The organism is Pseudomonas sp. AK-TSAG1-1 (assembly GCF_056821665.1).
This window is the reverse complement of the sequence record NZ_CM165965.1, coordinates 5798160-5823426: the sequence shown is the minus strand read 5'-3', so window position 1 is coordinate 5823426 and position 25267 is coordinate 5798160. Positions and strand designations below refer to the sequence as shown.

Here is a 25267-nt window from a genome sequence, read left to right as displayed (position 1 = left end):
CCAGTCCAGACACCGCAAATCTCAAGTAAGCCGAATCAGCCCGGATCGCGGAAACCGGGATGGAAATCCTTCGGCACTACCACGCTCACGCTGTCACGCGTAGCGATGTCGATGCCTTCGCTGGCCACTTCGGCGAGGAAGTCGATTTGCTCCGGGGTGATCACGTACGGCGGCAGGAAATACACCACGCTGCCCAGCGGCCGCAGCAACGCGCCGCGCTCCAGCGCATGCTGGAACACCTTCAGGCCGCGCCGTTCCTGCCAGGGGTAGGCCTCTTTGGTGGCCTTATCCTTGACCATCTCGATCGCCAGGACCATGCCGGTCTGGCGCACTTCCGACACGTTCGGGTGATCGATCAGATGCGCGGTGGCCGAGGCCATGCGCTGGGCCAGGGCCTTGTTGTTCTCGATGACGTTGTCCTGCTCGAAGATATCCAGCGTCGCCAGTGCCGCCGCGCACGCCAGCGGGTTGCCGGTGTAGCTGTGCGAATGCAGGAAGGCGCGCAGGGTCGGGTAGTCGTCGTAGAACGCGCTGTAGACCTCGTCGGTCGTCAGGCACGCCGCCAGCGGCAGGTAGCCGCCGGTCAACGCTTTCGACAGGCAGAGGAAGTCCGGGCGGATGCCGGCCTGTTCGCAGGCGAACATCGTCCCGGTGCGGCCGAAGCCGACGGCGATTTCGTCGAGGATCAGGTGCACGCCATAACGGTCGCAGGATTCGCGCAGCAGCTTGAGGTACACCGGGTGGTACATGCGCATACCGCCGGCGCCCTGAATCAACGGCTCGACGATGACTGCCGCGACGCTGTCATGATTTTCGGCCAGAGTCTGCTCCATGGCCGCGAACATGTTGCGCGAATGTTCTTCCCAGCTCATGCCTTCGGGACGCCCGTAGCAATCGGGGCTCGGCACCTTGATGGTGTCCATCAGCAGGGCTTTGTAGGTTTCGGTGAACAGCGGCACATCGCCGACGGCCATCGCTGCCATGGTTTCGCCGTGGTAGCTGTTGGTCAGGGTGACAAAGCGCTTTTTGTTCGGCTGGCCGCGATTGAGCCAGTAGTGAAAGCTCATTTTCAGCGCGACTTCGATGCAGGACGAACCGTTATCGGCGTAGAACACCCGGTTCAGGCCTTGCGGCGTCATCTTCACCAGACGTTCGGACAGTTCGATCACCGGCTGATGGCTGAATCCGGCCAGAATCACGTGCTCCAGTTGATCGACCTGATCCTTGATGCGCTGGTTGATGCGCGGGTTGGCGTGGCCGAACACGTTGACCCACCAGGAGCTGACGGCGTCGAGGTAGCGTTTGCCTTCGAAGTCTTCGAGCCACACGCCTTCACCGCGTTTGATCGGGATCAGCGGCAGCTGTTCGTGGTCTTTCATCTGGGTGCAGGGATGCCACAGCACGGCGAGGTCGCGTTGCATCCACTGGTTATTCAGGCCCATTTACAGTCTCCTCGAGGCGGCTCGCGTCAGGCGCGGGCAAACAATCGCGCAAGCCTATGCAATGCATCGCGCCGGGACAACCCATTGCGTCGATTGAGCTACTTTGTATGGGGCGATAGACGTCGCTGGCGGCGTTTTGATGGCTGACGTATTCTTCGCGGTTCTTTGGGTCGTCTGGCCCGCAAAACTGCTTTTTCCTACGTGTATTTCCGGAGTTCGCTGAATGTCTGTCGGTTGGCTGCGCGCCTGTGCGCTGGTGATGTTGGGGCTGTTCAGCGTTACGGCGCTGGCCAAGGATAAAACCGCAATCGTGATCGGCGGCGGCCTGTCGGGCCTGACCGCGGCTTACGAACTGCAGAACAAGGGCTGGCAGGTCACGCTGCTGGAAGCCAAACCGAGCCTGGGTGGTCGTTCCGGCATGGCCACCAGCGAGTGGATCGGCAACGACAAGACCCAGCCGGTGCTGAACAAGTACGTCTCGACCTTCAAGCTGAGCACCACGCCGGCCCCTGAGTTCGTGCGCACACCGGGTTATCTGATCGACGGCGAGTATTTCTCTGCAGCCGATCTGGCGACGAAGCAGCCGGCCACCGCCGATGCGTTGAAGCGCTACCAGAAAACCCTCGACGATCTGGCGCGCTCGATCGACGATCCGCAAAACCCGGCCGCGACCAACACCCTGCATGCGCTGGATCAGATCAACGTGTCGAGCTGGCTCGACAAGCAGAACCTGCCGGCCACTGCACGTCAGCTGATCAACCAGGACATCCGCACTCACTACGACGAGCCTTCGCGCCTGTCGCTGCTGTATTTCGCCCAGCAGAACCGCGTGTATCGCGGCGTCGCTGACCGTGATCTGCGTGCCTCGCGTCTGGTGGGCGGCAGCCAGGTGCTGGCCCAGGCCTTCGTCAAGCAGATCAAGACCATCAAGACCAACTCGCCGGTTTCGGCCATCACTCAGGACAAGGACGGCGTGACCGTCAAGGTCGGCAGTGTGGGTTATCAGGCTGATTACGTGGTGCTGGCGGTGCCGTTGCGTGCACTGAACAAGATTGCGCTGACGCCAGCGCTGGACGCTCAGCATCTGGCCGCGATCAAGGGCACCAACTACGGCTGGCGTGACCAGATCATGCTCAAGTTCAAGACGCCAGTGTGGGAAAGCAAGGCGCGCATGTCCGGCGAGATCTACAGCAACGCAGGTTTAGGCATGCTCTGGATCGAACCAGCCCTCAAGGGCGGCGCCAACGTCGTCATCAACCTGTCCGGCGACAACGCTCGGGTGATGCAGGCGTTCGGCGACAAGCAGATGGTCGATCAGGTGCTGATCCGTCTGCACGCGTTTTATCCACAGGCCCGTGGCTCGTTCACCGGTTATGAAATCCGCCGCTACAGCACCGACCCGTCGATGGGCGGCGCTTACCTGGCTTACGGCCCTGGCCAGATCAGCAAGTTCTGGCGTCTGTGGGAGCGTCCGCTGCAACGCGTGACCTTCGCTGGCGAACACACCGACACCTTGTACCCGGGCACACTGGAAGGCGCACTGCGCACCGGCCAGCGTGCGGCCAGTCAGGTAGAAGACCTGGCAGCCGGCAAGTCGTTTGAACCGGTCAAAGTGGTTCCGGCTGCAGCAGCGGCAGGCGCGGCGGGTGCCGTGGCGGCGAAGAAGGGCAACTTCTTCAGCAACCTGTTCGGTGGCTCGGATGATGAGAAAAAACCAGAGCCAGTAAAGGCACCTGAGCCCGCTCCAGCGCCAGTGGCACCAGCGCCTGCACCGGCTCCAGCCCCTGCGCCAGCTCCGGTGGAAGCACCGAAGCCAGCGGCCCCGGTGAAAGCCGAGCCGGCGAAGAAAGCGGCGGCCAAGCCTGCGGCGAAGAAGCCTGCGGCCAAAACCGAGGCGAAAAAAGCCCCGGCCAAGCCTGCGGCGAAAAAAGCCGAACCGGCGAAGAAGCCAGCGGCTAAACCGGCAGCAACTCCGGCACCGGCGGCAAGCACCGACAGCAAAGCGCAGTAAGTCTTTGCGGTGAACGAAAAAGCGCGGCTTTCATGCCGCGCTTTTTTATTGCCTGCCAAACCAGGCTCGCACAGTTGGAATGCGTACCCCCTGTGGGAGCGGGCTTGCTCGCGAAGAGGCCGGTTCCGGCAATACAAACTCCGGATCTGTACGCAGCATTCTGCACCGCACTTTCCCCGTTAATCTTTCCTTAACCACTATGCTCAAGACTCTTGATCGTATTTCTCGATATTTCAAAGCAAAATTTTCCGCTTTAATTCGATAGATAACTCGCTAGTCTTGGTTCGCAGTTCTCACAGGATTTGGGCAATGCAGCTACGTAACTCTTCTTCACGCTATGGTTGGGTCAGCATCTTCATGCACTGGGGCGTGGCGCTGGCAGTCTTCGGGCTGTTTGCACTGGGTCTGTGGATGGTGGGGCTGGATTACTACAGCAGCTGGCGCAAAGACGCGCCGGATCTGCACAAGAGCATCGGTCTGGTGTTGTTGGGTGTGATGGTGTTGCGGGTGCTCTGGCGCTTTATCAGCCCACCGCCGCCAACACTGCAAAGCTACAGCCGGATGACCCGTATCGGCGCGAAGTTCGGCCACGGGTTTCTGTATCTCGCGCTGTTCGCTGTGATGATTGCCGGTTACCTGATTTCCACCGCAGACGGTGTCGGGATCCCGGTGTTTGGCCTGTTTGAAGTTCCTGCACTGGTCTCCGGGCTACCGGATCAGGCAGATACCGCTGGGGTGATTCATCTCTGGCTGGCGTGGGCGCTGGTAATTTTTTCCGGTCTCCATGCGTTGGCAGCATTGAAGCACCACTTTATCGATCGTGATGCGACCCTGACGCGAATGCTCGGTCGCAAAGCCTGAAATTCAACCTCGACTCAAAGGAAAAGAAAGCATGTTGAAAAAGACTCTGGCCGCTCTGGCAATCGGTTCGGCCGTACTGTCCGCGAACGTAATGGCTGCTGATTACACCGTCGACAAGGAAGGCCAGCACGCTTTCGTCGACTTCAAGATCAGCCACTTGGGCTACAGCTACATCACCGGTACCTTCAAGGACATCGACGGCAAGTTCAGCTTTGACGCTGCCAAGCCTGAAGACAGCAAAATCGAATTCAACGTGAAAACCGCCAGCGTGTTCACCAACCACGCCGAGCGCGACAAGCACATCGCCAGCAAAGACTTCCTGGACGTGGGCAAATACGCTGACGCCAAGTTCGTCTCGACCAGCGTCAAATCCACCGGCAAGAACGCTGCTGGCAAAGACACTGCTGACGTGACCGGTGACCTGACCCTGCACGGCGTGACCAAGCCGATCGTGGTCAAGGCTGTGTTCCTGGGTGAAGGCAAGGATCCATGGGGCGGCTACCGTGCCGGCTTCGAAGGCACCACCAGCATCAATCGCCAGGATTTCGGCAAGATGATGGATCTGGGCCCGGCATCCAACAACGTCGACCTGTACATCTCGTTTGAAGGTGTGAAAGCGAAGTAATTTTCGCCGTCATGCAAAAACGCCCCCGGTCGCAAGGCCGGGGGCGTTTTTTTTGTGTACTCAAAGCCCACATCACCACAAAACCCCTGTGGGAGCGGGCTTGCTCGCGAATACGGTGTGTCATTGAAAGGGATGTTGGCTGATCTGGCGCATTCGCGAGCAAGCCCGCTCCCACAGGGGAAGGTGTGTGTTGTGCATAAAAAATGCCCCGGCTCTTTCGAGTCGGGGCATTTTTCATGGCTGCGATAACTCAGCGATTGCGGGTCAGCAAGGCTGGTTTTTCGCCGCGCGGGCGGGTCGGCAGTTGATCGAGCTGCTCAGGTGTCGGGAAGCGGTCAGCCTTGGACTCCTTGTGCATGATCTTTGGCCCACTGCTGCGCGGATTCTGCACGGCCGGTTCGGCGCGTGGCTGATCGTCGCGAGCCGGGCGGCGGTTGCGCGAGGACTCGTCGCGACGGCCCTGGCCGTCACGCGGAGCACCATTGCGTGGGCCGTTGCGTTTGGCCGGCGGGGTGCCGGTGCTCGAACCGTTGCTGTTGCGCGGACCGTTCTGGCGACCCTGCGGCTGACCGCCACGGGGTGCGCCCGAACCTGCGCCCTGAGCTGGCGCGCCTGGACGGCGACCACGGCCACCGGCCGGGGCAGCTTTCGGCACGTAGTCAACGCGGTTACCGAAGTTATCGATATCGTCGTCGAGGAACTCGTCCGGGGCGCGATCAGCGGCGGCGCGTGGCGGCTGCGACGGCTGACGCTGTTCGCGGGCCGGGGTGCCTTCACGTGGTTTCTGCTGACGGGCAGGGCGCTCGCCGCGTTCACCGGCCGGTTTTTCCTTGCCCTTGTCTTTGCCTTTGTCTTTACGACCGCCGCCACCGCCGCCGCCATTCGGGCCGTCACCACGCGGGCCACGGGAGTTGCGCGGGTTGCGCATGTCCGGACGCTCACGCACTTCAGGCTTCTCGGCCTCGATGGTGCTGGCATCGAAGCCCATCAGGTCGCCGTCGGCGATTTTCTGCTTGGTCATGCGTTCGATGCTTTTCAGCAGTTTTTCTTCGTCCGGGGCAACCAGCGAGATTGCCTCGCCCGAACGACCGGCGCGGCCTGTACGGCCGATACGGTGCACGTAGTCTTCATCGACGTTCGGCAGTTCGAAGTTGACCACGTGTGGCAACTGGTCGATGTCCAGACCACGGGCGGCGATATCGGTTGCTACCAGGATGCGCACTTCACCGGCCTTGAAGTCGGCCAAGGCTTTGGTGCGCGCGTTCTGGCTCTTGTTACCGTGGATCGCCACAGCCGGCAGGCCGTGTTTGTCCAGGTACTCGGCCAGACGGTTGGCGCCGTGCTTGGTGCGGGTAAACACCAGCACCTGTTCCCAGGCGCCTGCGGTGATCAAGTGCGCCAGCAGGGCGCGCTTGTGGCTGGCCGGCAGACGGAACACGCGTTGCTCGATGCGCTCGACCGTGGTGTTCGGCGGCGTCACTTCGATACGTTCCGGGTTGTGCAGCAGTTTGCCGGCAAGATCAGTGATGTCTTTGGAGAAGGTCGCCGAGAACAGCAGGTTCTGACGCTTGGCCGGCAGACGCGCGAGGACTTTCTTCACGTCGTGCACGAAACCCATGTCGAGCATGCGGTCGGCTTCGTCGAGGACGAGGATTTCGACGTGGGACAGGTCAACGCTGCCCTGGCCGCAGAGGTCGAGCAAACGACCCGGGCAGGCAACGAGCACGTCAACACCACGGGACATGGCCTGAACCTGTGGGTTCATGCCGACGCCGCCGAAGATGCAGGCGCTGACGAATTTCAGGTCACGGGCGTAGATCTTGAAGCTCTCGTGAACCTGGGCCGCGAGTTCGCGGGTCGGGGTCAGGACCAGTACGCGCGGTTGGCGCGGGCCATGACGCTGGGATTTGTCCGGGTGACCGTTGGGGAACAACCGCTCCAGGATCGGAAGGGCGAAACCGCCGGTTTTACCGGTACCTGTCTGTGCCGCAACCATCAGGTCGCGACCTTGCAACACGGCGGGAATGGCCCGCTGTTGCACCGGAGTAGGCTCGGTATAGCCCGCATCTTCGATGGCACGGACTAAAGCCTCGGAGAGACCGAGGGAAGCAAAGGACATGAGTAATCCTGTTTTAGTTAGGGCTTGGCCCAATGGGAGTCTTGCCTGGCGCGAATCGCGTTTAAGAGGACGCGACCCCGTCCGGTCCTGCTGCGGTCTCGAAGGCACGTCAGGAGCGCTCGCGCGGGCTGAAAAGCTGCGCTGTAGCGGGTCTAGAGGCCTGTTACGGTTCCGGGCGTCCGGGCGTGAGCCTGGCGGGAACGCCGGAGTATAACAGAGCAATCACTGCGCGCTGCTTTCCTGCTGCTCAACGGTTTTGCTGTCGGCCGAGGCATTGCCCAGCGGCGCGGTGCCAGCCGGCGCTGCGCCGTAACGTGCGCTGAGCTCGGCGTAGGCCGGTTCGCGCTTGAAACGCTTGAGTTCGGCGCCGAAACGCTGCACCAGCAGATCCATCCCGGCATTGCGGCGAACCGCCAGATATTGGCTCTGGCGGCTAATGATGGTGGGGTTTTCGGTGATCTGGTCGCGGATATTCAACTGATCGAGCAAGTGCTGACCGACGCGGCGATCGGTGATCAGCAAGTCGATGCGTCCGCGCAGCAGTTTGCCGAAATTGGCTTCGTGCGTCGGCGCCGGTTCACGGGTGAACAACGTCGATTCCCTGAAATCCGGACTGTACAGATACCCCGGCGAGGTGCCGATGGTCAGGCCTTTGAGGTCTTCGAGCTGGCGGAACGGGTGTGGCCGGTCGTTGGCGTAGAACATCACGAACTCGACGTCCGACAACGGTTCGATGGGGTAGAGCAGAGTGGCGTCGCGCTCGTCGCTGTGAAAGATGTCCAGAGCGCCGTCAGCCTGGCCGGTGTCGAGCATCGACAGGCAGCGCTTCCACGGCAGGAACTGCCATTCGACCTCGATTCCCAGGCGCTTGAACACGATGGCCGTGGTTTCGTAGTCCAGCCCGAGGTTTTTACCGCCCTCTTCGTAGACATAAGGCGCCCACGGCTCGGTGACAATACGCAACTTCTCGCCCCGAGCAGCAAAGCTCAGGCAAGCAAAAACCAGCACCGTGAATAACTGCGCGATCAAAGGCATGGCTTGAGATTACGACGAGAAACGCGAAAGAGCCAGAAAGTGGCTGTACAAGCTCTGTTTCGGGCGTTAAAAGCAAAAGATCGCAGCCTCTGACAGACTCCGCAGAGCCGGAAAACTGTCAAAAGTTGCGATCTTCAGGTCTTGCCCGGGTGTTGCTTAGCGCGGCAGCTTCAGGTTGTTCCAGATCGCCAGGCTCGGTTCGGCCTGGTTCATGGAATAGAAGTGCAGCCCCGGTGCGCCACCCTGCAGCAGGCGTTCGCACATTTCGCTGACGACCTGCTCGCCAAAGCGCTGAATGCTTTGGCTGTCGTCGCCGTAGGCTTCCAGTTGCTTGCGGATCCAGCGCGGAATTTCCGCACCGCAGGCATCGGAGAAACGCGCCAGCTTGCTGTAGTTGGTGATCGGCATGATCCCCGGCACGACCGGAATATCCACGCCCAGCGCCTGCAAACGTTCGACGAAGTAGAAGTAGCTGTCGGCGTTGAAGAAGTACTGGGTGATTGCGCTGTCGGCGCCGGCGCGAGCCTTGCGCACGAAGTTGGCGAGATCGTCTTCGTAGTTGCGCGCTTGCGGATGCATCTCCGGGTAAGCGGCGACTTCGATGTGGAAATGATCACCGGTTTCTTCACGAATGAATTCCACCAGTTCATTGGCGTGACGCAGCTCGCCGCTGGTCATGCCCATGCCGGACGGCAGGTCGCCGCGCAGCGCAACGATGCGCTTGATACCGGCTGCCTTGTATTCGTTCAGCAGGCCGCGCAGGTCGTCCTTGCTGTCGCCGACGCACGACAGGTGCGGTGCGGCCGGTACTTTGACTTCGCTTTCCAGTTGCAGAACGGTGTTGAGGGTGCGATCACGGGTCGAACCACCAGCGCCATAGGTGCAGGAAAAGAAGTCGGGGTTGTAAGTGGCCAGCTGACGGGCAGTGGCGAGCAGTTTTTCATGCCCAGCATCGGTCTTGGTCGGGAAGAACTCGAAGCTGTAGCGACGGTCTTGGGACATGGTCATACCCTTGGAAACAAGAACCTTCGAGGCGCTGCAATCCCATGTGGGAGCGAGCCTGCTCGCGAAAGCGCTGGGACAGACAACACGGATGTTGAATGTTAAGCCGCCTTCGCGAGCAGGCTCGCTCCCACAGGGATAGCGAGCAGTCAGCGCCTGTTAGTAGCGGTAAGCGTGCGGCTTGAACGGGCCTTCGACGGTCACGCCGATGTAGTCAGCCTGTTGCTTGGTCAGTTGAGTGACCACGCCGCCGAAGCCGCGAACCATTTCCAGGGCCACTTCTTCGTCGAGTTTCTTCGGCAGTACTTCAACGGTCAGGCGCTCGGCTTTCTGGGCTGGCGACAGGTCGGCGTACTTCTGGCCGAACAGGAAGATCTGTGCCAGAACCTGGTTGGCGAACGAACCGTCCATGATGCGGCTCGGGTGACCGGTGGCGTTGCCCAGGTTCACCAGACGGCCTTCGGCCAGCAGGATCAGGTAGTCGTCGTTCTGCGCGTCGAATGCGCCCGGGCCGGTACGGTGGATCTTGTGTACCTGTGGCTTCACTTCTTCCCATGCCCAGTTCTTGCGCATGAATGCGGTGTCGATTTCGTTGTCGAAGTGACCAATGTTGCAGACAACAGCACGCTTCTTCAGCGCTTTGAGCATGTTGGCGTCGCAAACGTTGACGTTACCGGTGGTGGTCACGATCAGGTCGATCTTGCCCAGCAGCGCTTTGTCGATGCTGGCTTCGGTGCCGTCGTTGATGCCGTCGATGAACGGCGAAACCAGTTCGAAACCGTCCATGCAGGCTTGCATGGCGCAGATCGGGTCGACTTCGGAGACTTTGACGATCATGCCTTCCTGACGCAGGGACTGGGCCGAACCCTTGCCCACGTCACCGTAACCGATGACCAGCGCTTGCTTGCCGGACAGCAGGTGGTCGGTACCGCGCTTGATCGCATCGTTCAGGCTGTGACGGCAGCCGTACTTGTTGTCGTTCTTGGACTTGGTTACCGAGTCGTTGACGTTGATGGCCGGGATCTTCAGCTCGCCCTTGGCCAGCATGTCCAGCAGGCGGTGTACGCCGGTGGTGGTTTCTTCGGTCACGCCGTGAACGCGATCCAGCACCTGAGGGTACTTGTCGTGCAGCAGCTGAGTCAGGTCGCCGCCGTCGTCGAGGATCATGTTGGCGTCCCATGGCTGGCCATCTTTCAGGATGGTCTGCTCCAGGCACCACTCGTACTCTTCTTCAGTCTCGCCTTTCCAGGCGAAAACCGGGATGCCGGCAGCGGCGATGGACGCAGCAGCCTGATCCTGGGTGGAGAAAATGTTGCAGGACGACCAGCGTACTTCGGCACCCAGGGCAACCAGGGTTTCGATCAGCACGGCAGTCTGAATGGTCATGTGGATGCAGCCGAGGATTTTCGCGCCCTTGAGCGGCTGCTCGGAAGCGTACTTGCGGCGCAGACCCATCAGGGCCGGCATTTCCGATTCGGCGATGATGGTTTCGCGACGGCCCCAGGCAGCCAGGGACATGTCGGCAACTTTGTAATCGTTAAAATCGGCAGGCGTGATAACAGCGCTCATGAAGAGCCTCCATTCGTAATGTATGCGAATGGGCGCCGTTGTGCGTTTAGTGTCTGGCCTGAGCCAGTCAACGCCCCATCCGAGCCTGACAGGTTGAACCTGCTGCAGCGCCCCTCGGACAGGTGGCGGGAAAACGGTAGCAATTGAACGTTACCGTTTTGAAACGGGGGCGATTATAGCCGTCTAGACTGATCTTCCAAAGGGTTTCTGTCGGCCAAATGAAGATCGCTAATAGCGACCATAGTAGAAGGCTCATGGAGCCTGACCGCTCAGTCTGCCAAGATGGCCCCATCATTGGGCAAGACACTCAGGAGTGAAGATGAATTTCCACACCCGCAAATGGGTAAAACCCGAAGACCTCAACCCCAACGGCACCCTGTTCGGCGGCAGCCTGCTGCGCTGGATCGACGAGGAAGCGGCGATCTACGCCATCGTCCAGTTGGGCAATCAGCGCGTGGTGACCAAGTACATTTCCGAGATCAACTTCGTCAGCGCCTCGCGTCAGGGCGACATCATCGAACTGGGCATCACCGCCACCGAGTTCGGCCGTACCTCGATCACCCTGACTTGCGAGGTGCGCAACAAGATCACCCGCAAGAGCATCCTCACGGTCGAGAAGATGGTCTTCGTCAATCTCGGCGAAGACGGCCTGCCGGCGCCGCACGGGCGCACTGAAATCAAATATGTGAAAGATCAGTTTCAGGAAGATGAATTAGTCACCAAGTGACATCGGCGGTGCGCCCTTCGCGAGCAAGCCCGCTCCCACATCAGACCGCGTGCTGCCCCGCAACTCGGTCAACTGTGGGAGCGGGCTTGCTCGCGAATGCGGTTTTGTATTCACCGAAGATTCATCTGCTCAGTGAACAGCTGTGAACGGCGGGGGTCGTAGCTGAAAGCCCCCCACTGGTTGCCACGCCATGACCACCCCCACCGACGGCAAGACCCCCGACCTCTCGGCCAAGGAGCAACACGAAGTCGAAAAAAACCAGCCGCCCCGCGCGGCGGTTCTGCATGAAATCATCCGCACCCAGGGCGATCAGGAGCTGGAGCGCAGCATTGCCGCGTTGTGGTGGTCGGCGCTGGCCGCCGGGCTGACGATGGGCCTGTCGCTGATGGGCATGGGCCTGCTCAACTCTCGCCTGCCCGAGGGCGACGAATTCAAGGTGATCGCCAGTTTCGGCTATTGCGCGGGTTTCCTCGCGGTGATCCTTGCACGCCAGCAGCTGTTCACCGAAAACACCCTGACCGCGGTCCTGCCGGTCATGACCAAACCGACGATACGCAACTTCGGCCGGCTGATCCGGCTATGGGGCGTCGTCCTGTTTGGCAATTTGTGCGGCACGATTCTGGTGGCGTACGTGATGCTCGAGTTGCCGATTTTCGACAGCAAGACCGACGACGCCTTCCTCGAAATCGGCCGCAAGGTCATGGAGAACCACGCCAGCCAGATGTTCGCCAAGGGCATCGTCTCCGGCTGGATGATCGCCACCATGGTCTGGATGATCCCGTCCATGGAGAGCGCGAAAATGTGGATCATCATCCTCATCACCTACCTGATGGCGCTGGGCGACTTCACCCACATCGTGGTCGGTTCGGCGGAAGTGTCGTATCTGGTGTTTGCCGGCGAGCTGCCGTGGAGTGATTTCTGGATGGTGTTCGCCGGGCCGACGTTGGCGGGGAACATCATCGGCGGCAGTTTCATCTTCGCCCTGATCAGCCATGCGCAGATACGCAGCGAGAGCGGTGCGCCGAAAGACCCGGAAAAGCCGAAAGGGTCTGCGGACCAGGTTGAACAGCCTGATCCGCAGCAGATCAGAAAATGATCAGTGGTGCGCGGGCTCAGCCGCTGTGGCTGGCTCGTCACGGGTGGCGTGCTTGACCAGTTTGCCGATGGTCAGCCCCTGCAACAGGATCGACGACAGCACCACGATGTAGGTGATGCTCAGCAGCAGATCGCGCTCCGGGCCCAATGGCAGGGCCAGCGCCAGTGCCACCGAGACACCGCCGCGCAAGCCGCCCCAGGTCAGGATGCGGATGGTGCCGCGCGGCACCGTGCGCCAGCGACGCAGCAGGACGATGGCCGGGGCCACGGTGAGCAGGCGCGAGAGCAGAATCGCCACCGCCAGCAGGCTTGCCGCCGCCACGTGCAGCCAGTTGAACGGCAGCAGTAACAGCTCCAGACCGATCAGCGCGAACAGCAGGGCGTTGAGCATGTCGTCAAGCAACTCCCAGAAGCCGTCGAGGTACTTGCGGGTCATGTCGTTCATCGCCAGGTTGCGCCCCAGGTTACCGATGATCAGACCGGCCACCACCATCGCAATCGGTGCCGAGACGTGCACCTCGCTGGCCATCGCCGAACCGCCGATCACCAGCGCCAGGGTCAGCATCACCGTGATCTGATGCTGCTGGACGCTCTTGATCATCCGGTACACCAGATAGCCGATCAGCCCGCCGAACAGCACGCCGCCTATCGCCTCGTGAACGAACAGCATGGCCGTGGCGCTGATGGTCGGCGTTTCGCCCAGTTGGGCGATGCCCAGCAGCACGGTGAACACCACCACTGCCGTGCCATCGTTGAACAGTGATTCACCGACGATGGTGGTTTTCAGCGGCTTGGAAGCATTGGCCGTACGCAATACGCCGAGCACCGCGATCGGGTCGGTCGGCGAAATCAGCGCGCCGAACAGCAGGCAGTACAGGAAGCTCACGTGCCAGCCGAACAGGGCAAAAATGTAATAGGCGAGGCTGCCGATCACGGCGGTGGCGATCAGCACGCCGAAGGTCGCCAGCAGGCCGATGGGCCAGCGGTAGCTGCGCAGGTCATTCAAGTTGACGTGCAGGGCGCCGGCGAACAGCAGGAACGACAGCATCCAGTTCATCAACAGATCGCCGAAGTCGATCTGGCCGATCAGTTGCTGCACGCGTTCTTCGAGGCCGGGGTAGCCGAGCACGCTCAGGCCTTGCAGCAACAGAGAGAACATCAGCGCGGTGACCATCACACCGATGGTCGGTGGCAGGCCGATGAAGCGGTAATTGACGAAAGTGAGGAGGGTGGTGAGGCAGATAAAAGCGGCTACGAGTTCAAGCATCCGGGGTCCTTTGGATGGGGGTGGAAAGACAGCGCCCCGATTCTTCGGCGCACAGATTGGATGGGCTGACTCGGGGTGGGGACACAATCACGTCCCCTCGGTTGGTCAGCTGCACACATTGGTGTAGGGTCAACAACAAAAAATCAAGGAGTGAAACGTGGCGGCGACAGTTCTGGTGTTGATAGCGGCGCTGTTGCATGCGGCGTGGAATACCTTGATCAAGTTCAGCGCCGAACGGTTGTTGGTGGTGGCCTGCATGGACACGGTGGCGCTGTTGTTCGTGGCGCTGGCGTCGCCCTTCATCAGCCTGCCGCCACTGGACATCTGGCCGTGGATTCTGGCTTCGGCGGCGTTCGAGCTTCTGTATCGCTATCTGTTGATTCAGGCTTATCGGGTCGGCGACCTCGGGCTGGTCTATCCGCTGATGCGCGGATTGTCGCCGCTGGTGGTGCTGGCGCTGACCCTGATCTTCGCCGGCGAAGTGCTCACTGCGCAGCAGATCTTCGGGATCATGCTGATTCCGTTGGGCATGGCCTGCCTGCTCTGGCAGGGCGGCGGCGGGAAGCATCTCCCCTGGTCGATGCTGCCGGTGGTGGCACTGATCGGGCTGTGCATCGGTTGCTACACCTATATCGACGGTCAGGCCTTGCGGCGCTGGTCGCATCCGCTGGATTACCTGGTCTGGGTCACGCTGCTCAGCGCCTGGCCGTTTCCGTTGCTGGCATGGGTCGCCAAACGCCCGGCGTTCCTGGTGTTCTGGCGCGAGCAATGGAAGCTGGGGCTGGCGGTCGGGTTCTGCGTGTTGTTCAGCTACGCTCTGGTGCTGTGGGCGATGCAGTTGGGGTCGATTGCCGAGGCGGCAGCATTGCGCGAGATCAGCGTGATCCTGGTGGTGCTGTTTGGCATGCGTTACCTCAAAGAACCTTTCGGCAGGCCGCGGCTCTTAGCCTGTGGGTTGGTATTGATCGGCATGCTGGTGATGAAGTTCTGACCGCCCGCCATTTTCCATCAATCAAAGAAGGACGGCTTTATGACGGTAGCTCTGTGGTGCGTGTTGATCGCGATTTTCCTGCCCTATATCTGCACCGGCGTGGCCAAGGCAGTGGGTGGCTACCGGCTGAGCGACAACCATGATCCTCGGGACTTTCTGGAAAGTCTGAACGGTGTGGCCCGCCGTGCGCATGCGGCGCAGTTGAACAGTTTCGAGGTGATGCCGGCATTCGCCATCGCGGTGATCGTCGCGCATCTGGTGGGCACCGCGCAGCTGGTGACGGTGAATGTGCTGGCGGTGATGTTTATCACCAGTCGCCTGCTGTACATCATCTGCTACCTGGCGGACTGGGCGATTCTGCGGTCGCTGGTGTGGTTTGTCGGGATGGGGCTGATTGCTTCGTTCTTCTTTGTGTCTGTCTGATTCTCGGGTGTTGCTGCCTGCCTCTTCGCGAGCAAGCCCGCTCCCACAGTAGTACACATGCTAACTGTGGGAGCGGGCTTGCTCGCGAAGGCGCTGAGGAACTTAAGGTTTGTCCTTCACCGTGTCGGCGACTTGCGGCACTTGCGGCAACGCCGCGCCTTTAGGCCAGAGCATCCAGATCTGTCCCTGCTGTTTCATGTCGCCGGCCAGTTGCCCGGCCGCATCGCCGGTGCCCCAGAACAGGTCCGCGCGAACCTCGCCGGCAATCGCGCCACCGGTGTCCTGCGCCGCCACCGGGCGCACCAGTGCCGTGCCGTCAGGGCGGGTGGTCGACAGCCACAGCAGACTGCCCAACGGAATCACCTTGCGGTCCACCGCTGCGCTATAACCGGCCGTCAGTGGTACGTTCAGCGAGCCGCGCGGGCCTTCGTTGCTGTCCGGGTTGCGGGTGAAAAACACATAGCTCGGGTTGCTGCCGAGCAGTTCCGGAATGCGCGACGGGTTGGCCTTGGCCCAGTTGCTGATCGTGCTCATGGTCACGTCTTCTTTCTTCAGCTCACCCTGTTCCACCAGCCAGCGGCCGATCGGTCGGTACGGGTGGCCGTTCTGGTCGGCGTAGGCGATGCGCAGTTGTTTGCCGTCCGCCGTCTGAATTCGCCCGGAGCCCTGAATCTGCAGGAATTGCAGGTTCATCGGATCGGTCAGGTACGCCACCACGGGGGCTTTGACGCCTTTGGACTCGATGGTCGCGGCGTCGTCATACGGCTTGAGCACGCGACCTTCGAGACGACCGCGCAGGCGCTTGCCCTTGAGCTCCGGATAAATGCTGTCCAGCGACACGATGATCATGTCTTCAGGCACGCCATACACCGGCACGTTGGCGGCGTCGGTGGGCGTCAGGCTGCCGGGGTAGACCGGTTCGTAGTAACCGGTGATCAGACCGTTGGGGTTGTCATGCTCGGCGCGCAGGCCGAACACGTCGAGGTTCTGCTTGAGGAAGCTGCGGATTTCGCTGGCGCTCTGCGGCACGTTGGCCGCGGCGGCGCAGGTGCCGCCCCAGACCGGGTCGGCCTTGAGTCGGGTGCAGGCGCTGCGCCATGAGCCGAAGCCGGCGACCAGATCGCTGTCGGACACGGCTGGCAAAGCTTCCCAGGTGGCGCTGGAGTAAGTGGCCAAGGCGTGGGTTTTCGGTTTGGCGGTGTCGCCGCCCGTGCAGCCGGCGAGGATTGCCAGCAGCGGAAGGGTTGCGATCAGAGGGTGACGCCAGGCCTTGAAGCGGCTGTTCATGGAGTGATTCCTGTGCCGGTTGCCCGAGTGCTCCATGCGCTCAGGCAACCCGTATTTTTAATAGGGCTATTGGTGTTTGTCGGCGACGCGAGGATACTGGCCGCCGAATTCCGTGACCTGAAGCCACCATGACTCTTAAAAGAATTTCTGTTGTATTGCTGGCCTGTCTGACCTTGTCCGCCTGTGGCGGTGTCGACCCGAATTCGCCGCTGGGACAACGCAAGGCGATCTTCAAGCAGATGCTCAAGACCGGCGAAGAGCTGGGCGGCATGTTGCGTGGACGCATTCCGTTCGACGGACCGAAATTCGCCGACGGTGCGGTGAAACTCGATGCGTTGTCCCATGAGCCGTGGAAGCATTTCCCGCAGGTGCGCGAAGAAGATCACACCAGTGCCAAGGATGATGTCTGGCTGCGTCAGGCACGCTTTCAGGAACTGGCCCGCAACCTTGAGGCAACCACCGGTGAATTGGTGAGCGTCAGCAAGATCCAGCCGTACAAGGCCAGCAACCTGGGGCCTGCCGTGCAGAAAGTTGAAGATGCCTGCAGCGCTTGCCATAAAGAGTTTCGGGATCATTGATCTCTGTTGTTTGAGATGAAGCCTTCGCGAGCGAGCCCGCTCCCACATTGGATTTGTGAGGTTCACACAATCCCTGTGGGAGCGGGCTCGCTCGCGAAGAGAGCATCAAATTCACCGCATGCCGGTTACTTGTCCAATTGGTCCAGCGCGTCCTGCAGCTCCTTGCGCGACTCGGCGAGCTTGTTCTTGCGCTTGTCGATCTTCTCCGGATCGCCTTTCTTCATCGCCTTGTCGAGATCAGCCTGACGCTTGCTGACTTCGTGCTTGGCATCCAGCACCTTGTTCTCGCGTTCTTTCTTCAGGCCGGCATCGGTGCAGTTCTTCGTCACTTCATCCAGTGCCGTTTGCAAGCCGGCCTGCTGATCGGCGTTGCCGCGAGACTTGGCCTGTTCGATCTGGTTGATGATGCCCTGCTTCTTGGCGGCGCAACCGGTCAGCCCCGGGGCGTCTTCGTCGGCCATCACGGGGGCGGCCATCACGGCGCAGAGGGTCAGCAGGGCGAGCGGTGAAAGAAGTTTCATAAAAGCTCCATGTGCAAAGGCAATCGGGTCAGTCGGGCGCTGCGCAGTTGGAGCGCCTCGGCGGCCCTTGGGTTCCCGGCGTGCGGGGATTGCATGTTCAGAAACCGTCGATTCCGGCGGCATGTAATTGTTCGCTGATGGCCAGCACCTGCGGGTCGCGAAAGAATGCGCTCAATTGCGCTGCGCGTCCGGGGCCGATACCGGCTTCAGCCTGCCATTGTTCGGTATTTCGTTGTGCCAGCGCTTGCCATGAATCAGCCAGTTGAACCCCGCCTGTCGGCGGCAGCCCCAACGCTTTGAGCCACTGCGCGAAAGGCCTTTGTCGGGCGCTGTGAAAGCTGTGTATCAGGCGTGCGCTGCTGCGCTCGCCGAAGCCAGCAATGTTAGCAAGCTCTGGCTCATCGAGGGTCAACCAATCCAGCAGGTTATTCAGACGGCCTGTTTCCAGAAGTTTCTCCCAGGTGCCTTTGCCCACATGGGGCATTGCCAGCCCTTGTTTGCCGCTGAGCCAGGTCAGGCGCGCGAGAAACTGGCTTTCGCAGCCGGGTATTGGTTGCCAGCAACTCAAAGTGTGAAAATCACTGGCGTCGGGTATGTCGATGGCGGCCCGCTCTGTTGTGCGCAGCACCACGCTGTCGAGCCGGGGAATCGTCAGCCCGGCCAGACTGATTGCCACCTGATCGCCGGGACGGATGTCGAGTGCCTGCCAGCGCTTGAGCGTACTGGCGCTGACACGTTTTATCTCCCGGTCATCGAGCATGACCGGCGTCAGTTCCAGCACCGGGGTGATGCGGCCGGTGCGGCCGATTTTGAAATCAACCTTGCGCACTTCGGCCAGCGCTCGTGCAAACGGGTATTTCCAGGCCACGGCCCAGTAGGGTGCGCTTGCCTGCCAGCGCTCCGCCGCTGGCCGCTGGCTCTGACGCAGGACAATACCGTCGCTGGCGAATGGCAGTGGCGATCGATACCAGTGCTCGCGCCATTTTTGCGCATCCCCAAGATGGTCGATTGACTGACTGAACGGCGCCGTGGTGGCGAAACCCAATGTCGCCAGCGTCGCTGTTCTTTCGGGCAGGCTCGCCGGCCCTTGTGGCCAATCCCAGACGAACAGACTGATTCCGGCCGCCTGCTCCTCGCTCAGGGTTTTACGGTTCATCAGTCCGGCAACGGTGGCGCGCGCGTTGACGCTGCCGGCGCGGGCTTGCACATGTTGAGTCAGGCGCCAGTAGAGTTCGCCCTGCACCAGCAGATCGCGGGGCTGTGTCAGTTGTTGAGGAATGGCTGCGATCTTGTGCGCCGACGCTGTCCAGTCCTGGCCGCTGATACCGTCTCCGCGACTGATCGCTTGCTGCAGCAGGCCGCGCCGATAGATCAGCGTCACTGCAACGCCATCGACCTTGGGTTGGACCCAGACATCCTGGCGATCCTTCAGCCACGCTTGTACGGCCGCCGCTTCGTGCAGTTTATCCAGGCCAGTGTGGGCAACGGGATGCGCAATTGAGCCAGATGCGCTGCGTACGGGGTCGGGCGCTGCGGGCTGCTGGAAACACTGTCGCCATTCATTGATCCGCAGGCGGGCCTGGTCGTAGAGGTCGTCGGCAATCAGCGAGCGGCCTTCGCGGTGATAGGCGTCGTCCCATTGGTCGAGCTGTTTTTGCAGGGCGCTGATTTCGTTGGTTGCTTTGGCGGCAGACCAGTCGGGGCAGGCGGCGTAAGCGATCAGGTGGGTGAAACTCAGCAGAACAACTGAAAACAGGCGCAGCGTGGCAAGCATGGTGAGCGTCCTTGCTCAGGGGGAATGCTTGAAGGCTAGTCAGGATTTGGAGCAGCACCGGGTGGGTGTTTTGCATCGTGTTTCAGGGCTGAAACTCAGGTCGCCAGAGCTGGCCTCTTCGCGGGCAAGCCCGCTCCCACAGGGTTCCTTGTTTGTGTTCAAGGTGGTATTGCAGGCATGAAAAAGCCCCGCACGGCGCGAACCGTGCGGGGCTTTTTGTGCAGCCGAGGAAGTCTTACAGACCAGCAGCGGAACGCAGGGCGTCGGCGCGGTCGGTTTTTTCCCAGGTGAAGGTGGTGAAGGTGTCTTCGCCAACAGTCTTGGTCTGCGGTGCGCGACCGAAGTGGCCGTAGGCTGCAGTTTCCTGGTACATCGGGTGCAGCAGATCGAGCATGGTGGTGATTGCGTATGGACGCAGGTCGAACACTTCACGTACCAGCTTGATGATCTTGTCATCGCTGATCTTGCCGGTGCCGAAGGTGTTCAGCGAGATCGAAGTCGGCTGAGCGACACCGATGGCGTAGGACACCTGGATCTCGCAACGCTCGGCCAGGCCGGCCGCGACGATGTTCTTGGCAACATAACGGCCAGCGTAGGCAGCCGAGCGGTCAACCTTCGATGGATCTTTACCGGAGAACGCGCCACCGCCGTGACGGGCCATGCCGCCGTAGCTGTCGACGATGATCTTGCGGCCGGTCAGACCGCAGTCACCTACCGGGCCGCCAATGATGAACTGGCCGGTCGGGTTGATGTGGAACTGGGTGTCCTTGCTCAGCAGTTCGGCAGGCAGCACGTGCTTGACGATCAGCTCCATCACGCCTTCGCGCAGGTCTTTGTACGACACTTCAGGGTTGTGCTGGGTCGACAGAACCACGGCGTCGATACCGACAACCTTGCCGCCTTCGTAACGGCAAGTCACTTGCGACTTGGCGTCTGGACGCAGCCAAGGCAGCAGACCCGATTTACGGGCTTCGGCCTGGCGCTGCACCAGTTGGTGCGAGAAGGTGATCGGCGCAGGCATCAGCACTTCGGTTTCGTTGCTGGCGTAGCCGAACATCAGGCCCTGGTCGCCGGCGCCCTGATCTTCAGGCTTGGCGCGGTCAACACCCTGGTTGATGTCAGGGGACTGCTTGCCGATGATGTTCATCACGCCGCAGGTGGCGCCGTCGAAGCCGACTTCGGAGCTGGTGTAGCCGATGTCGCAGATGACGTCACGAACGATCTGCTCCAGGTCGACCCAGGCGCTGGTGGTCACTTCACCGGCAACGATGGCCACGCCGGTCTTGACCAGGGTTTCCACGGCAACGCGTGCGTGTTTGTCCTGGGCAATAATGGCGTCCAGCACCGCATCGGAAATCTGGTCGGCGATTTTGTCCGGATGTCCTTCAGACACGGACTCGGAGGTGAAGAGGGAGTATTCGCTCATCTCGATGTTTTCCTGAATTTACCGATGGTGAGTGTCGCCAGCCGGTCGCTGAAAGTGGCGAACCTGGATCTGGAAACCATTACGTAAGCCTACATAGAGGCTGTCCCCGGGAACGAGTCCCGCAGCGGTGGCCCAACGGGCCAAATCGTCCTGTTCAAACCCCAACCACAGATCACCGCAGGCCTCCCTGGCCCAACTCTGGTTGTGGCTACATAACTCTGTCACGAGCAGGCTACCGCCCGGTTGCAGCAGGCCGGCCATGTGCTTGAGCGCTTCGGCCGGCGCGGCGAAATGGTGCAACACCATGTTCAGTACTACGCAATCGGCCTGAAGGCTTGTGCCATTCAATGCATCGGCCAATTGCAGGCTGACGTTAGCCAGCTGTTCACGTTCACATACCTGACGCGCCAGTTCGAGCATCGCCGGGCTGTTGTCCAGCGCGGTTACGGTGCCGAAGCGACGGGCCAGTTCCGGCAGAAAAGCACCATCGCCGGGGCCGACTTCAATGGCCGTGGCAGCACCATTGAAGTTCAGTTTGTCGAGCAGGGCCAGCACGCTGTCACGGTATTGCGGCAGGCCTGCGATCAAGTCTTGCTGGGCGCGAAATTTCTCCGCTACCCGGGCGAAAAAGTCCTGGCTGGCCGCCTCGCGTTGCCCGTGTACCTGGGCGATGCGTACCTGCACGTCGTCCGGCAGCGCCAGATTGTCGACTTCTTCTAACAGTGCCGCGTGCAACTTGCCACCCAGCAGCTCGGTGTGGGGCAGGGCGCGGCGATAGAAAATCGCGTTGCCTTCGCGGCGCGTCGCCACCAGATCGGCCTGGGCCAGCACCTTGAGGTGGTGGCTCATGCCGGACTGACCGATGCCGAAAATCTGCGCCAGCTCCAGTACACCGAACGAATCGTTGGCCAGCGCGCGCAATACATTCAGGCGCAGCGGGTCGCCACCGGCCTTGCACAGGGCCGCCAGCTCGTCGCAATCGTCATGGCGAATGGAAGGCACGCGTAAGTTCATGGGGCAGCAGTCTAGTGACGGTGGGAAATCGCCGCAAGGGCAATATCAAAAAGTTTTGATATTGCTCGATAGATGGCACTTCTCACTGGCTGGTTAACTCTACAAACGAACAGCGGAAAGGTTTCACCAACAGAATCCACTGTTAACCACGGGAAAAACGTCTCCGTATGACTATCTGTCATTGCCCCGAGGCGCTCCGGTGAGGGAAAATGCCCTCCTTTTTTCCGTTTCAATTATTCACACCCAGGAGATCAGCGATGCCTAGCCGTCGTGAGCGTGCCAACGCCATTCGTGCCCTCAGCATGGATGCCGTGCAAAAAGCCAACAGCGGCCATCCCGGTGCCCCTATGGGTATGGCAGATATCGCCGAAGTGCTTTGGCGCGACTACCTCAAGCACAACCCGAGCAATCCATCGTTCGCCGACCGTGACCGCTTCGTGCTGTCCAACGGCCACGGCTCGATGTTGATCTACTCGCTGCTGCACCTGACCGGTTACGACCTGTCGATCGAAGACCTCAAGCAATTCCGTCAACTGCACAGCCGTACCCCCGGTCACCCGGAATTCGGTTACACCCCGGGCGTTGAAACCACCACTGGCCCGTTGGGTCAGGGTCTGGCCAACGCTGTGGGCTTCGCCCTGGCAGAAAAGGTTCTGGGCGCGCAATTCAACCGTCCTGGCCACGACATCGTCGACCACCACACCTATGTGTTCCTGGGTGATGGCTGCATGATGGAAGGCATTTCCCACGAAGTCGCTTCCCTGGCCGGTACTCTGGGCCTGGGCAAGCTGATCGCTTTCTATGATGACAACGGCATCTCCATCGACGGCGAAGTCGAAGGCTGGTTCACCGATGACACCCCGAAGCGTTTCGAAGCCTACAACTGGCAAGTGATCCGCAACGTCGACGGCCATGATCCGGAAGAGATCAAGACCGCCATTGAAACCGCGCGCAAGAGCCCGCTGCCGACCCTGATCTGCTGCAAGACCACCATCGGTTTCGGCTCGCCGAACAAGCAGGGCAAGGAAGACTGCCACGGCGCTCCACTGGGCGACGCGGAAATCGCACTGACCCGCAAGGCGTTGAACTGGAACTACGGCCCGTTCGAAATCCCGGCCGACATTTATGCCGAGTGGGATGCCAAGGAAAAAGGTCGCGCTGTCGAGGCCGAGTGGGATCAGCGTTTCGCTGCTTACTCCGCTGCATTCCCGACTGAGGCCAACGAACTGGTGCGTCGCCTGAGCGGCGAGCTGCCGGCTGACTTCTCCGAAAAAGCCAGCGCCTACATCGCTGAAGTCGCGGCCAAAGGCGAAACCATCGCCAGCCGTAAAGCCAGCCAGAACACCCTGAACGCGTTCGGCCCGCTGCTGCCGGAACTGCTCGGCGGTTCGGCTGACCTGGCCGGTTCCAACCTGACCCTGTGGAAAGGTTGCAAAGGTGTCAGCGCTGAAGATGCCAGCGGTAACTACATGTACTACGGCGTGCGCGAATTCGGCATGACCGCAATCATGAACGGCGTGACTCTGCACGGCGGTCTGGTGCCTTACGGCGCGACCTTCCTGATGTTCATGGAATACGCCCGCAACGCCGTGCGCATGTCCGCGCTGATGAAGAAGCAGGTCATTCACGTCTACACCCACGACTCCATCGGTCTGGGCGAAGACGGCCCGACGCACCAGCCGATCGAGCAACTGACCAGCCTGCGCACCACACCGAACCTCGACACCTGGCGTCCAGCCGATGCCGTTGAATCGGCCGTGGCCTGGAAAAACGCACTGGAGCGTAAAGACGGCCCGTCGGCGCTGATCTTCTCGCGTCAGAACCTGCAGCACCAAACCCGCGATGCCGGCCAGATCGCCGACATCAGCCGCGGTGGTTACGTGCTGAAGGACTGCGCAGGCGAGCCTGAGCTGATCCTGATTTCGACCGGTTCGGAAGTGGGTCTGGCGGTTCAGGCCTACGACAAACTGACCGAGCAGGGCCGCAAGGTGCGTGTGGTTTCCATGCCTTGCACCAGCGTGTTCGATGCTCAGGACGCAGGCTACAAGCAAGCGGTGCTGCCGTTGCAGGTCAGCGCACGTATCGCGATCGAAGCGGCCCATGCCGACTTCTGGTTCAAGTATGTGGGCCTGGAAGGTCGCGTGATCGGCATGACCACCTACGGTGAGTCGGCGCCGGCTTCGGCACTGTTCGAAGAGTTCGGCTTCACCCTGGAAAACATCCTGGGTCAGGCTGAAGAGCTGCTGGAAGACTGATTCAGAAGTCGCGTCGTCCGGACTGACGCCTTCGCGAGCAAGCCCGCTCCCACAGGGGGACTTGTTGTGTGACACAGACAGTGTCCATGACACAGATCCAGGGTGGGAGCGGGCTTGCTCGCGAAAGCGACGGTCTGGACACACAGCAATAACGGATTCAAACGGTAATCGAGAACCCCATGCCTCAACCGCGTCCCTACAAAGTTGCACTCAACGGCTACGGCCGGATTGGTCGTTGCGTCTTGCGTGCGTTGTTTGAGCGAGGCGAAAAAGCCGGGTTTGAAATTGTCGCGATCAACGATCTGGCCGACATGGCCAGCATCGAATACCTGACACGCTTTGACTCCACCCATGGCCGTTTCCCGGGCGAGGTGCGAGTAGACGGCGATTGTCTGCATATTAATGGCAACTGCGTGAAAGTCCTGCGCAGTGCCACTCCCGAAGGCATCGATTGGGCGTCGCTGGGCGTCGATCTGGTGCTTGAGTGCTCCGGTGCTTATCACACCCGTGAAGACGGCCAGCGTTTCCTCGACGCCGGCGCACCACGCGTGTTGTTCTCGCAGCCGATGGCCAGCGAGGCGGATGTCGACGCCACCATCGTTTACGGCGTCAATCAGGACTGCCTGACCGGCGCCGAACTGCTGGTGTCCAACGCCTCCTGCACCACCAACTGCGGCGTGCCACTGCTGCGTTTGCTGGACAAGGCGATCGGCCTGGATTACGTGTCGATCACCACGATTCATTCGGCGATGAACGATCAGCCGGTGATCGACGCCTATCACCACGAAGACCTGCGCCGCACCCGTTCGGCGTTCCAGTCGGTGATCCCGGTGTCCACTGGTCTGGCGCGTGGCATCGAGCGCCTGCTGCCGGAACTTGCCGGGCGAATTCAGGCCAAAGCCGTACGCGTGCCGACGGTCAACGTGTCCTGCCTCGACATCACGATGCAGACCGCCACCGCGACCGACGCGGGCGAGGTCAACCGGATCCTGCGCGAGGCCGCCACTAACGGTCCGCTCAAAGGCCTGCTGGCCTACACCGAGCTGCCGCACGCCAGTTGTGATTTCAACCATGACCCACATTCGGCCATCGTCGATGCCAGTCAGACCCGTGTTTCCGGCCCCAGGCTGGTGAACATCCTGGCCTGGTTCGACAACGAATGGGGTTTTGCCAACCGAATGCTGGACGTTGCAGAACACTATCTGCAAACAGCGATTTCAAAAAAACCTGCTCTCTAAGAACAGT

General features: G+C 60.9%; 21 protein-coding genes and 1 riboswitch. Of the genes, 10 read left to right on the top strand and 11 right to left on the bottom strand.

Annotation, left to right across the window (positions count from 1 at the left end):
- Positions 1 to 35 precede the first annotated feature (35 nt).
- The gene (locus tag AC1UK9_RS26390; protein ID WP_482578776.1) at positions 36 to 1442 is read right to left on the bottom strand and encodes an adenosylmethionine--8-amino-7-oxononanoate transaminase; all 1407 of its coding nucleotides are present in this window, start codon (positions 1440 to 1442) and stop codon (positions 36 to 38) included.
- 223 nt (positions 1443 to 1665) lie between these two features.
- On the opposite strand from AC1UK9_RS26390, the gene AC1UK9_RS26385 reads away from it, so the two are divergent.
- The 3 genes from AC1UK9_RS26385 to AC1UK9_RS26375 all read left to right on the top strand — a co-directional run bounded on the left by AC1UK9_RS26385 (position 1666) and on the right by AC1UK9_RS26375 (position 4939).
- Complete coding sequence (locus AC1UK9_RS26385; protein ID WP_025109172.1) at positions 1666 to 3453, top strand: flavin monoamine oxidase family protein; 1788 nt, start codon at positions 1666 to 1668, stop codon at positions 3451 to 3453.
- Between the two features lie 309 nt (positions 3454 to 3762).
- Positions 3763 to 4314, top strand: a complete 552-nt coding sequence (locus tag AC1UK9_RS26380) for a cytochrome b (protein ID WP_025109173.1) — start codon at positions 3763 to 3765, stop codon at positions 4312 to 4314.
- Between the two features lie 31 nt (positions 4315 to 4345).
- On the top strand, positions 4346 to 4939 hold the full coding sequence (locus AC1UK9_RS26375; RefSeq protein ID WP_473013814.1) for a YceI family protein: 594 nt from the start codon (positions 4346 to 4348) through the stop codon (positions 4937 to 4939).
- Positions 4940 to 5189: 250 nt separating this feature from the next.
- On the opposite strand, the gene rhlE2 is transcribed toward AC1UK9_RS26375, so the two are convergent.
- The 4 genes from rhlE2 to ahcY form a co-directional block, all read right to left on the bottom strand.
- Positions 5190 to 7058: an RNA helicase RhlE2 gene (gene rhlE2, locus AC1UK9_RS26370; RefSeq protein WP_473013813.1), complete on the bottom strand. Its 1869-nt coding sequence runs from the start codon at positions 7056 to 7058 to the stop codon at positions 5190 to 5192.
- Positions 7059 to 7280: 222 nt separating this feature from the next.
- Positions 7281 to 8093, bottom strand: coding sequence for a substrate-binding periplasmic protein (locus AC1UK9_RS26365; protein WP_482578775.1), 813 nt, complete (start codon positions 8091 to 8093; stop codon positions 7281 to 7283).
- Positions 8094 to 8249: 156 nt separating this feature from the next.
- Positions 8250 to 9095, bottom strand: a complete 846-nt coding sequence (metF, locus tag AC1UK9_RS26360; RefSeq protein ID WP_025109177.1) for a methylenetetrahydrofolate reductase [NAD(P)H] — start codon at positions 9093 to 9095, stop codon at positions 8250 to 8252.
- Positions 9096 to 9254: 159 nt separating this feature from the next.
- Entirely contained in the window at positions 9255 to 10664 is a 1410-nt protein-coding gene (gene ahcY / locus AC1UK9_RS26355) for an adenosylhomocysteinase (RefSeq protein WP_007959684.1), read from the bottom strand.
- Positions 10665 to 10687: 23 nt separating this feature from the next.
- A riboswitch (S-adenosyl-L-homocysteine riboswitch) is annotated at positions 10688 to 10786 on the bottom strand.
- Between the two features lie 197 nt (positions 10787 to 10983).
- Here ahcY and AC1UK9_RS26350 point away from each other — a divergent pair.
- Together AC1UK9_RS26350 and AC1UK9_RS26345 are read left to right on the top strand one after the other, a co-directional pair.
- Positions 10984 to 11391: an acyl-CoA thioesterase gene (locus AC1UK9_RS26350; RefSeq protein ID WP_016984776.1), complete on the top strand. Its 408-nt coding sequence runs from the start codon at positions 10984 to 10986 to the stop codon at positions 11389 to 11391.
- Between the two features lie 190 nt (positions 11392 to 11581).
- Positions 11582 to 12487 (top strand): formate/nitrite transporter family protein, encoded by a 906-nt coding sequence (locus tag AC1UK9_RS26345; RefSeq protein ID WP_482578774.1) that lies wholly within the window; start codon positions 11582 to 11584, stop codon positions 12485 to 12487.
- Here AC1UK9_RS26345 and AC1UK9_RS26340 read toward each other — a convergent pair whose 3' ends face one another.
- Positions 12488 to 13753 carry a cation:proton antiporter gene (locus tag AC1UK9_RS26340; RefSeq protein WP_025109179.1) on the bottom strand — a complete coding sequence of 422 codons (1266 nt, stop codon included), beginning with the start codon at positions 13751 to 13753 and terminating at the stop codon, positions 12488 to 12490.
- Between the two features lie 157 nt (positions 13754 to 13910).
- Here AC1UK9_RS26340 and AC1UK9_RS26335 point away from each other — a divergent pair, with 157 nt between their 5' ends.
- Positions 13911 to 14744, top strand: coding sequence for an EamA family transporter (locus AC1UK9_RS26335; protein ID WP_025109180.1), 834 nt, complete (start codon positions 13911 to 13913; stop codon positions 14742 to 14744).
- Positions 14745 to 14783: 39 nt separating this feature from the next.
- Complete coding sequence (locus tag AC1UK9_RS26330) at positions 14784 to 15167, top strand: MAPEG family protein (protein ID WP_473013810.1); 384 nt, start codon at positions 14784 to 14786, stop codon at positions 15165 to 15167.
- A 102-nt stretch (positions 15168 to 15269) separates the two neighbouring features.
- Here AC1UK9_RS26330 and mltA read toward each other — a convergent pair whose 3' ends face one another.
- Entirely contained in the window at positions 15270 to 16454 is a 1185-nt protein-coding gene (gene mltA, locus AC1UK9_RS26325) for a murein transglycosylase A (RefSeq protein WP_482578773.1), read from the bottom strand.
- 128 nt (positions 16455 to 16582) lie between these two features.
- On the opposite strand from mltA, the gene AC1UK9_RS26320 reads away from it, so the two are divergent.
- Complete coding sequence (locus AC1UK9_RS26320) at positions 16583 to 17032, top strand: c-type cytochrome (RefSeq protein WP_482578772.1); 450 nt, start codon at positions 16583 to 16585, stop codon at positions 17030 to 17032.
- A 125-nt stretch (positions 17033 to 17157) separates the two neighbouring features.
- Here the strand turns inward: AC1UK9_RS26320 and AC1UK9_RS26315 are convergent, their stop codons facing one another.
- The 4 genes from AC1UK9_RS26315 to AC1UK9_RS26300 form a co-directional block, all read right to left on the bottom strand.
- On the bottom strand, positions 17158 to 17553 hold the full coding sequence (locus tag AC1UK9_RS26315) for a DUF1090 domain-containing protein (protein ID WP_025109184.1): 396 nt from the start codon (positions 17551 to 17553) through the stop codon (positions 17158 to 17160).
- A gap of 97 nt (positions 17554 to 17650) precedes the next feature.
- Complete coding sequence (gene ligB / locus AC1UK9_RS26310; protein ID WP_025109185.1) at positions 17651 to 19327, bottom strand: NAD-dependent DNA ligase LigB; 1677 nt, start codon at positions 19325 to 19327, stop codon at positions 17651 to 17653.
- 235 nt (positions 19328 to 19562) lie between these two features.
- Positions 19563 to 20753 carry a methionine adenosyltransferase gene (gene metK, locus AC1UK9_RS26305; RefSeq protein ID WP_025109186.1) on the bottom strand — a complete coding sequence of 397 codons (1191 nt, stop codon included), beginning with the start codon at positions 20751 to 20753 and terminating at the stop codon, positions 19563 to 19565.
- Positions 20754 to 20771: 18 nt separating this feature from the next.
- Entirely contained in the window at positions 20772 to 21767 is a 996-nt protein-coding gene (locus tag AC1UK9_RS26300; protein ID WP_025109187.1) for an ArsR/SmtB family transcription factor, read from the bottom strand.
- 257 nt (positions 21768 to 22024) lie between these two features.
- Between AC1UK9_RS26300 and tkt the strand changes: the two genes are divergently transcribed.
- Positions 22025 to 24022: a transketolase gene (tkt, locus tag AC1UK9_RS26295; RefSeq protein WP_025109188.1), complete on the top strand. Its 1998-nt coding sequence runs from the start codon at positions 22025 to 22027 to the stop codon at positions 24020 to 24022.
- A 179-nt stretch (positions 24023 to 24201) separates the two neighbouring features.
- Positions 24202 to 25260 (top strand): erythrose-4-phosphate dehydrogenase, encoded by a 1059-nt coding sequence (gene epd, locus AC1UK9_RS26290; RefSeq protein WP_482578771.1) that lies wholly within the window; start codon positions 24202 to 24204, stop codon positions 25258 to 25260.
- Positions 25261 to 25267 lie beyond the last annotated feature (7 nt).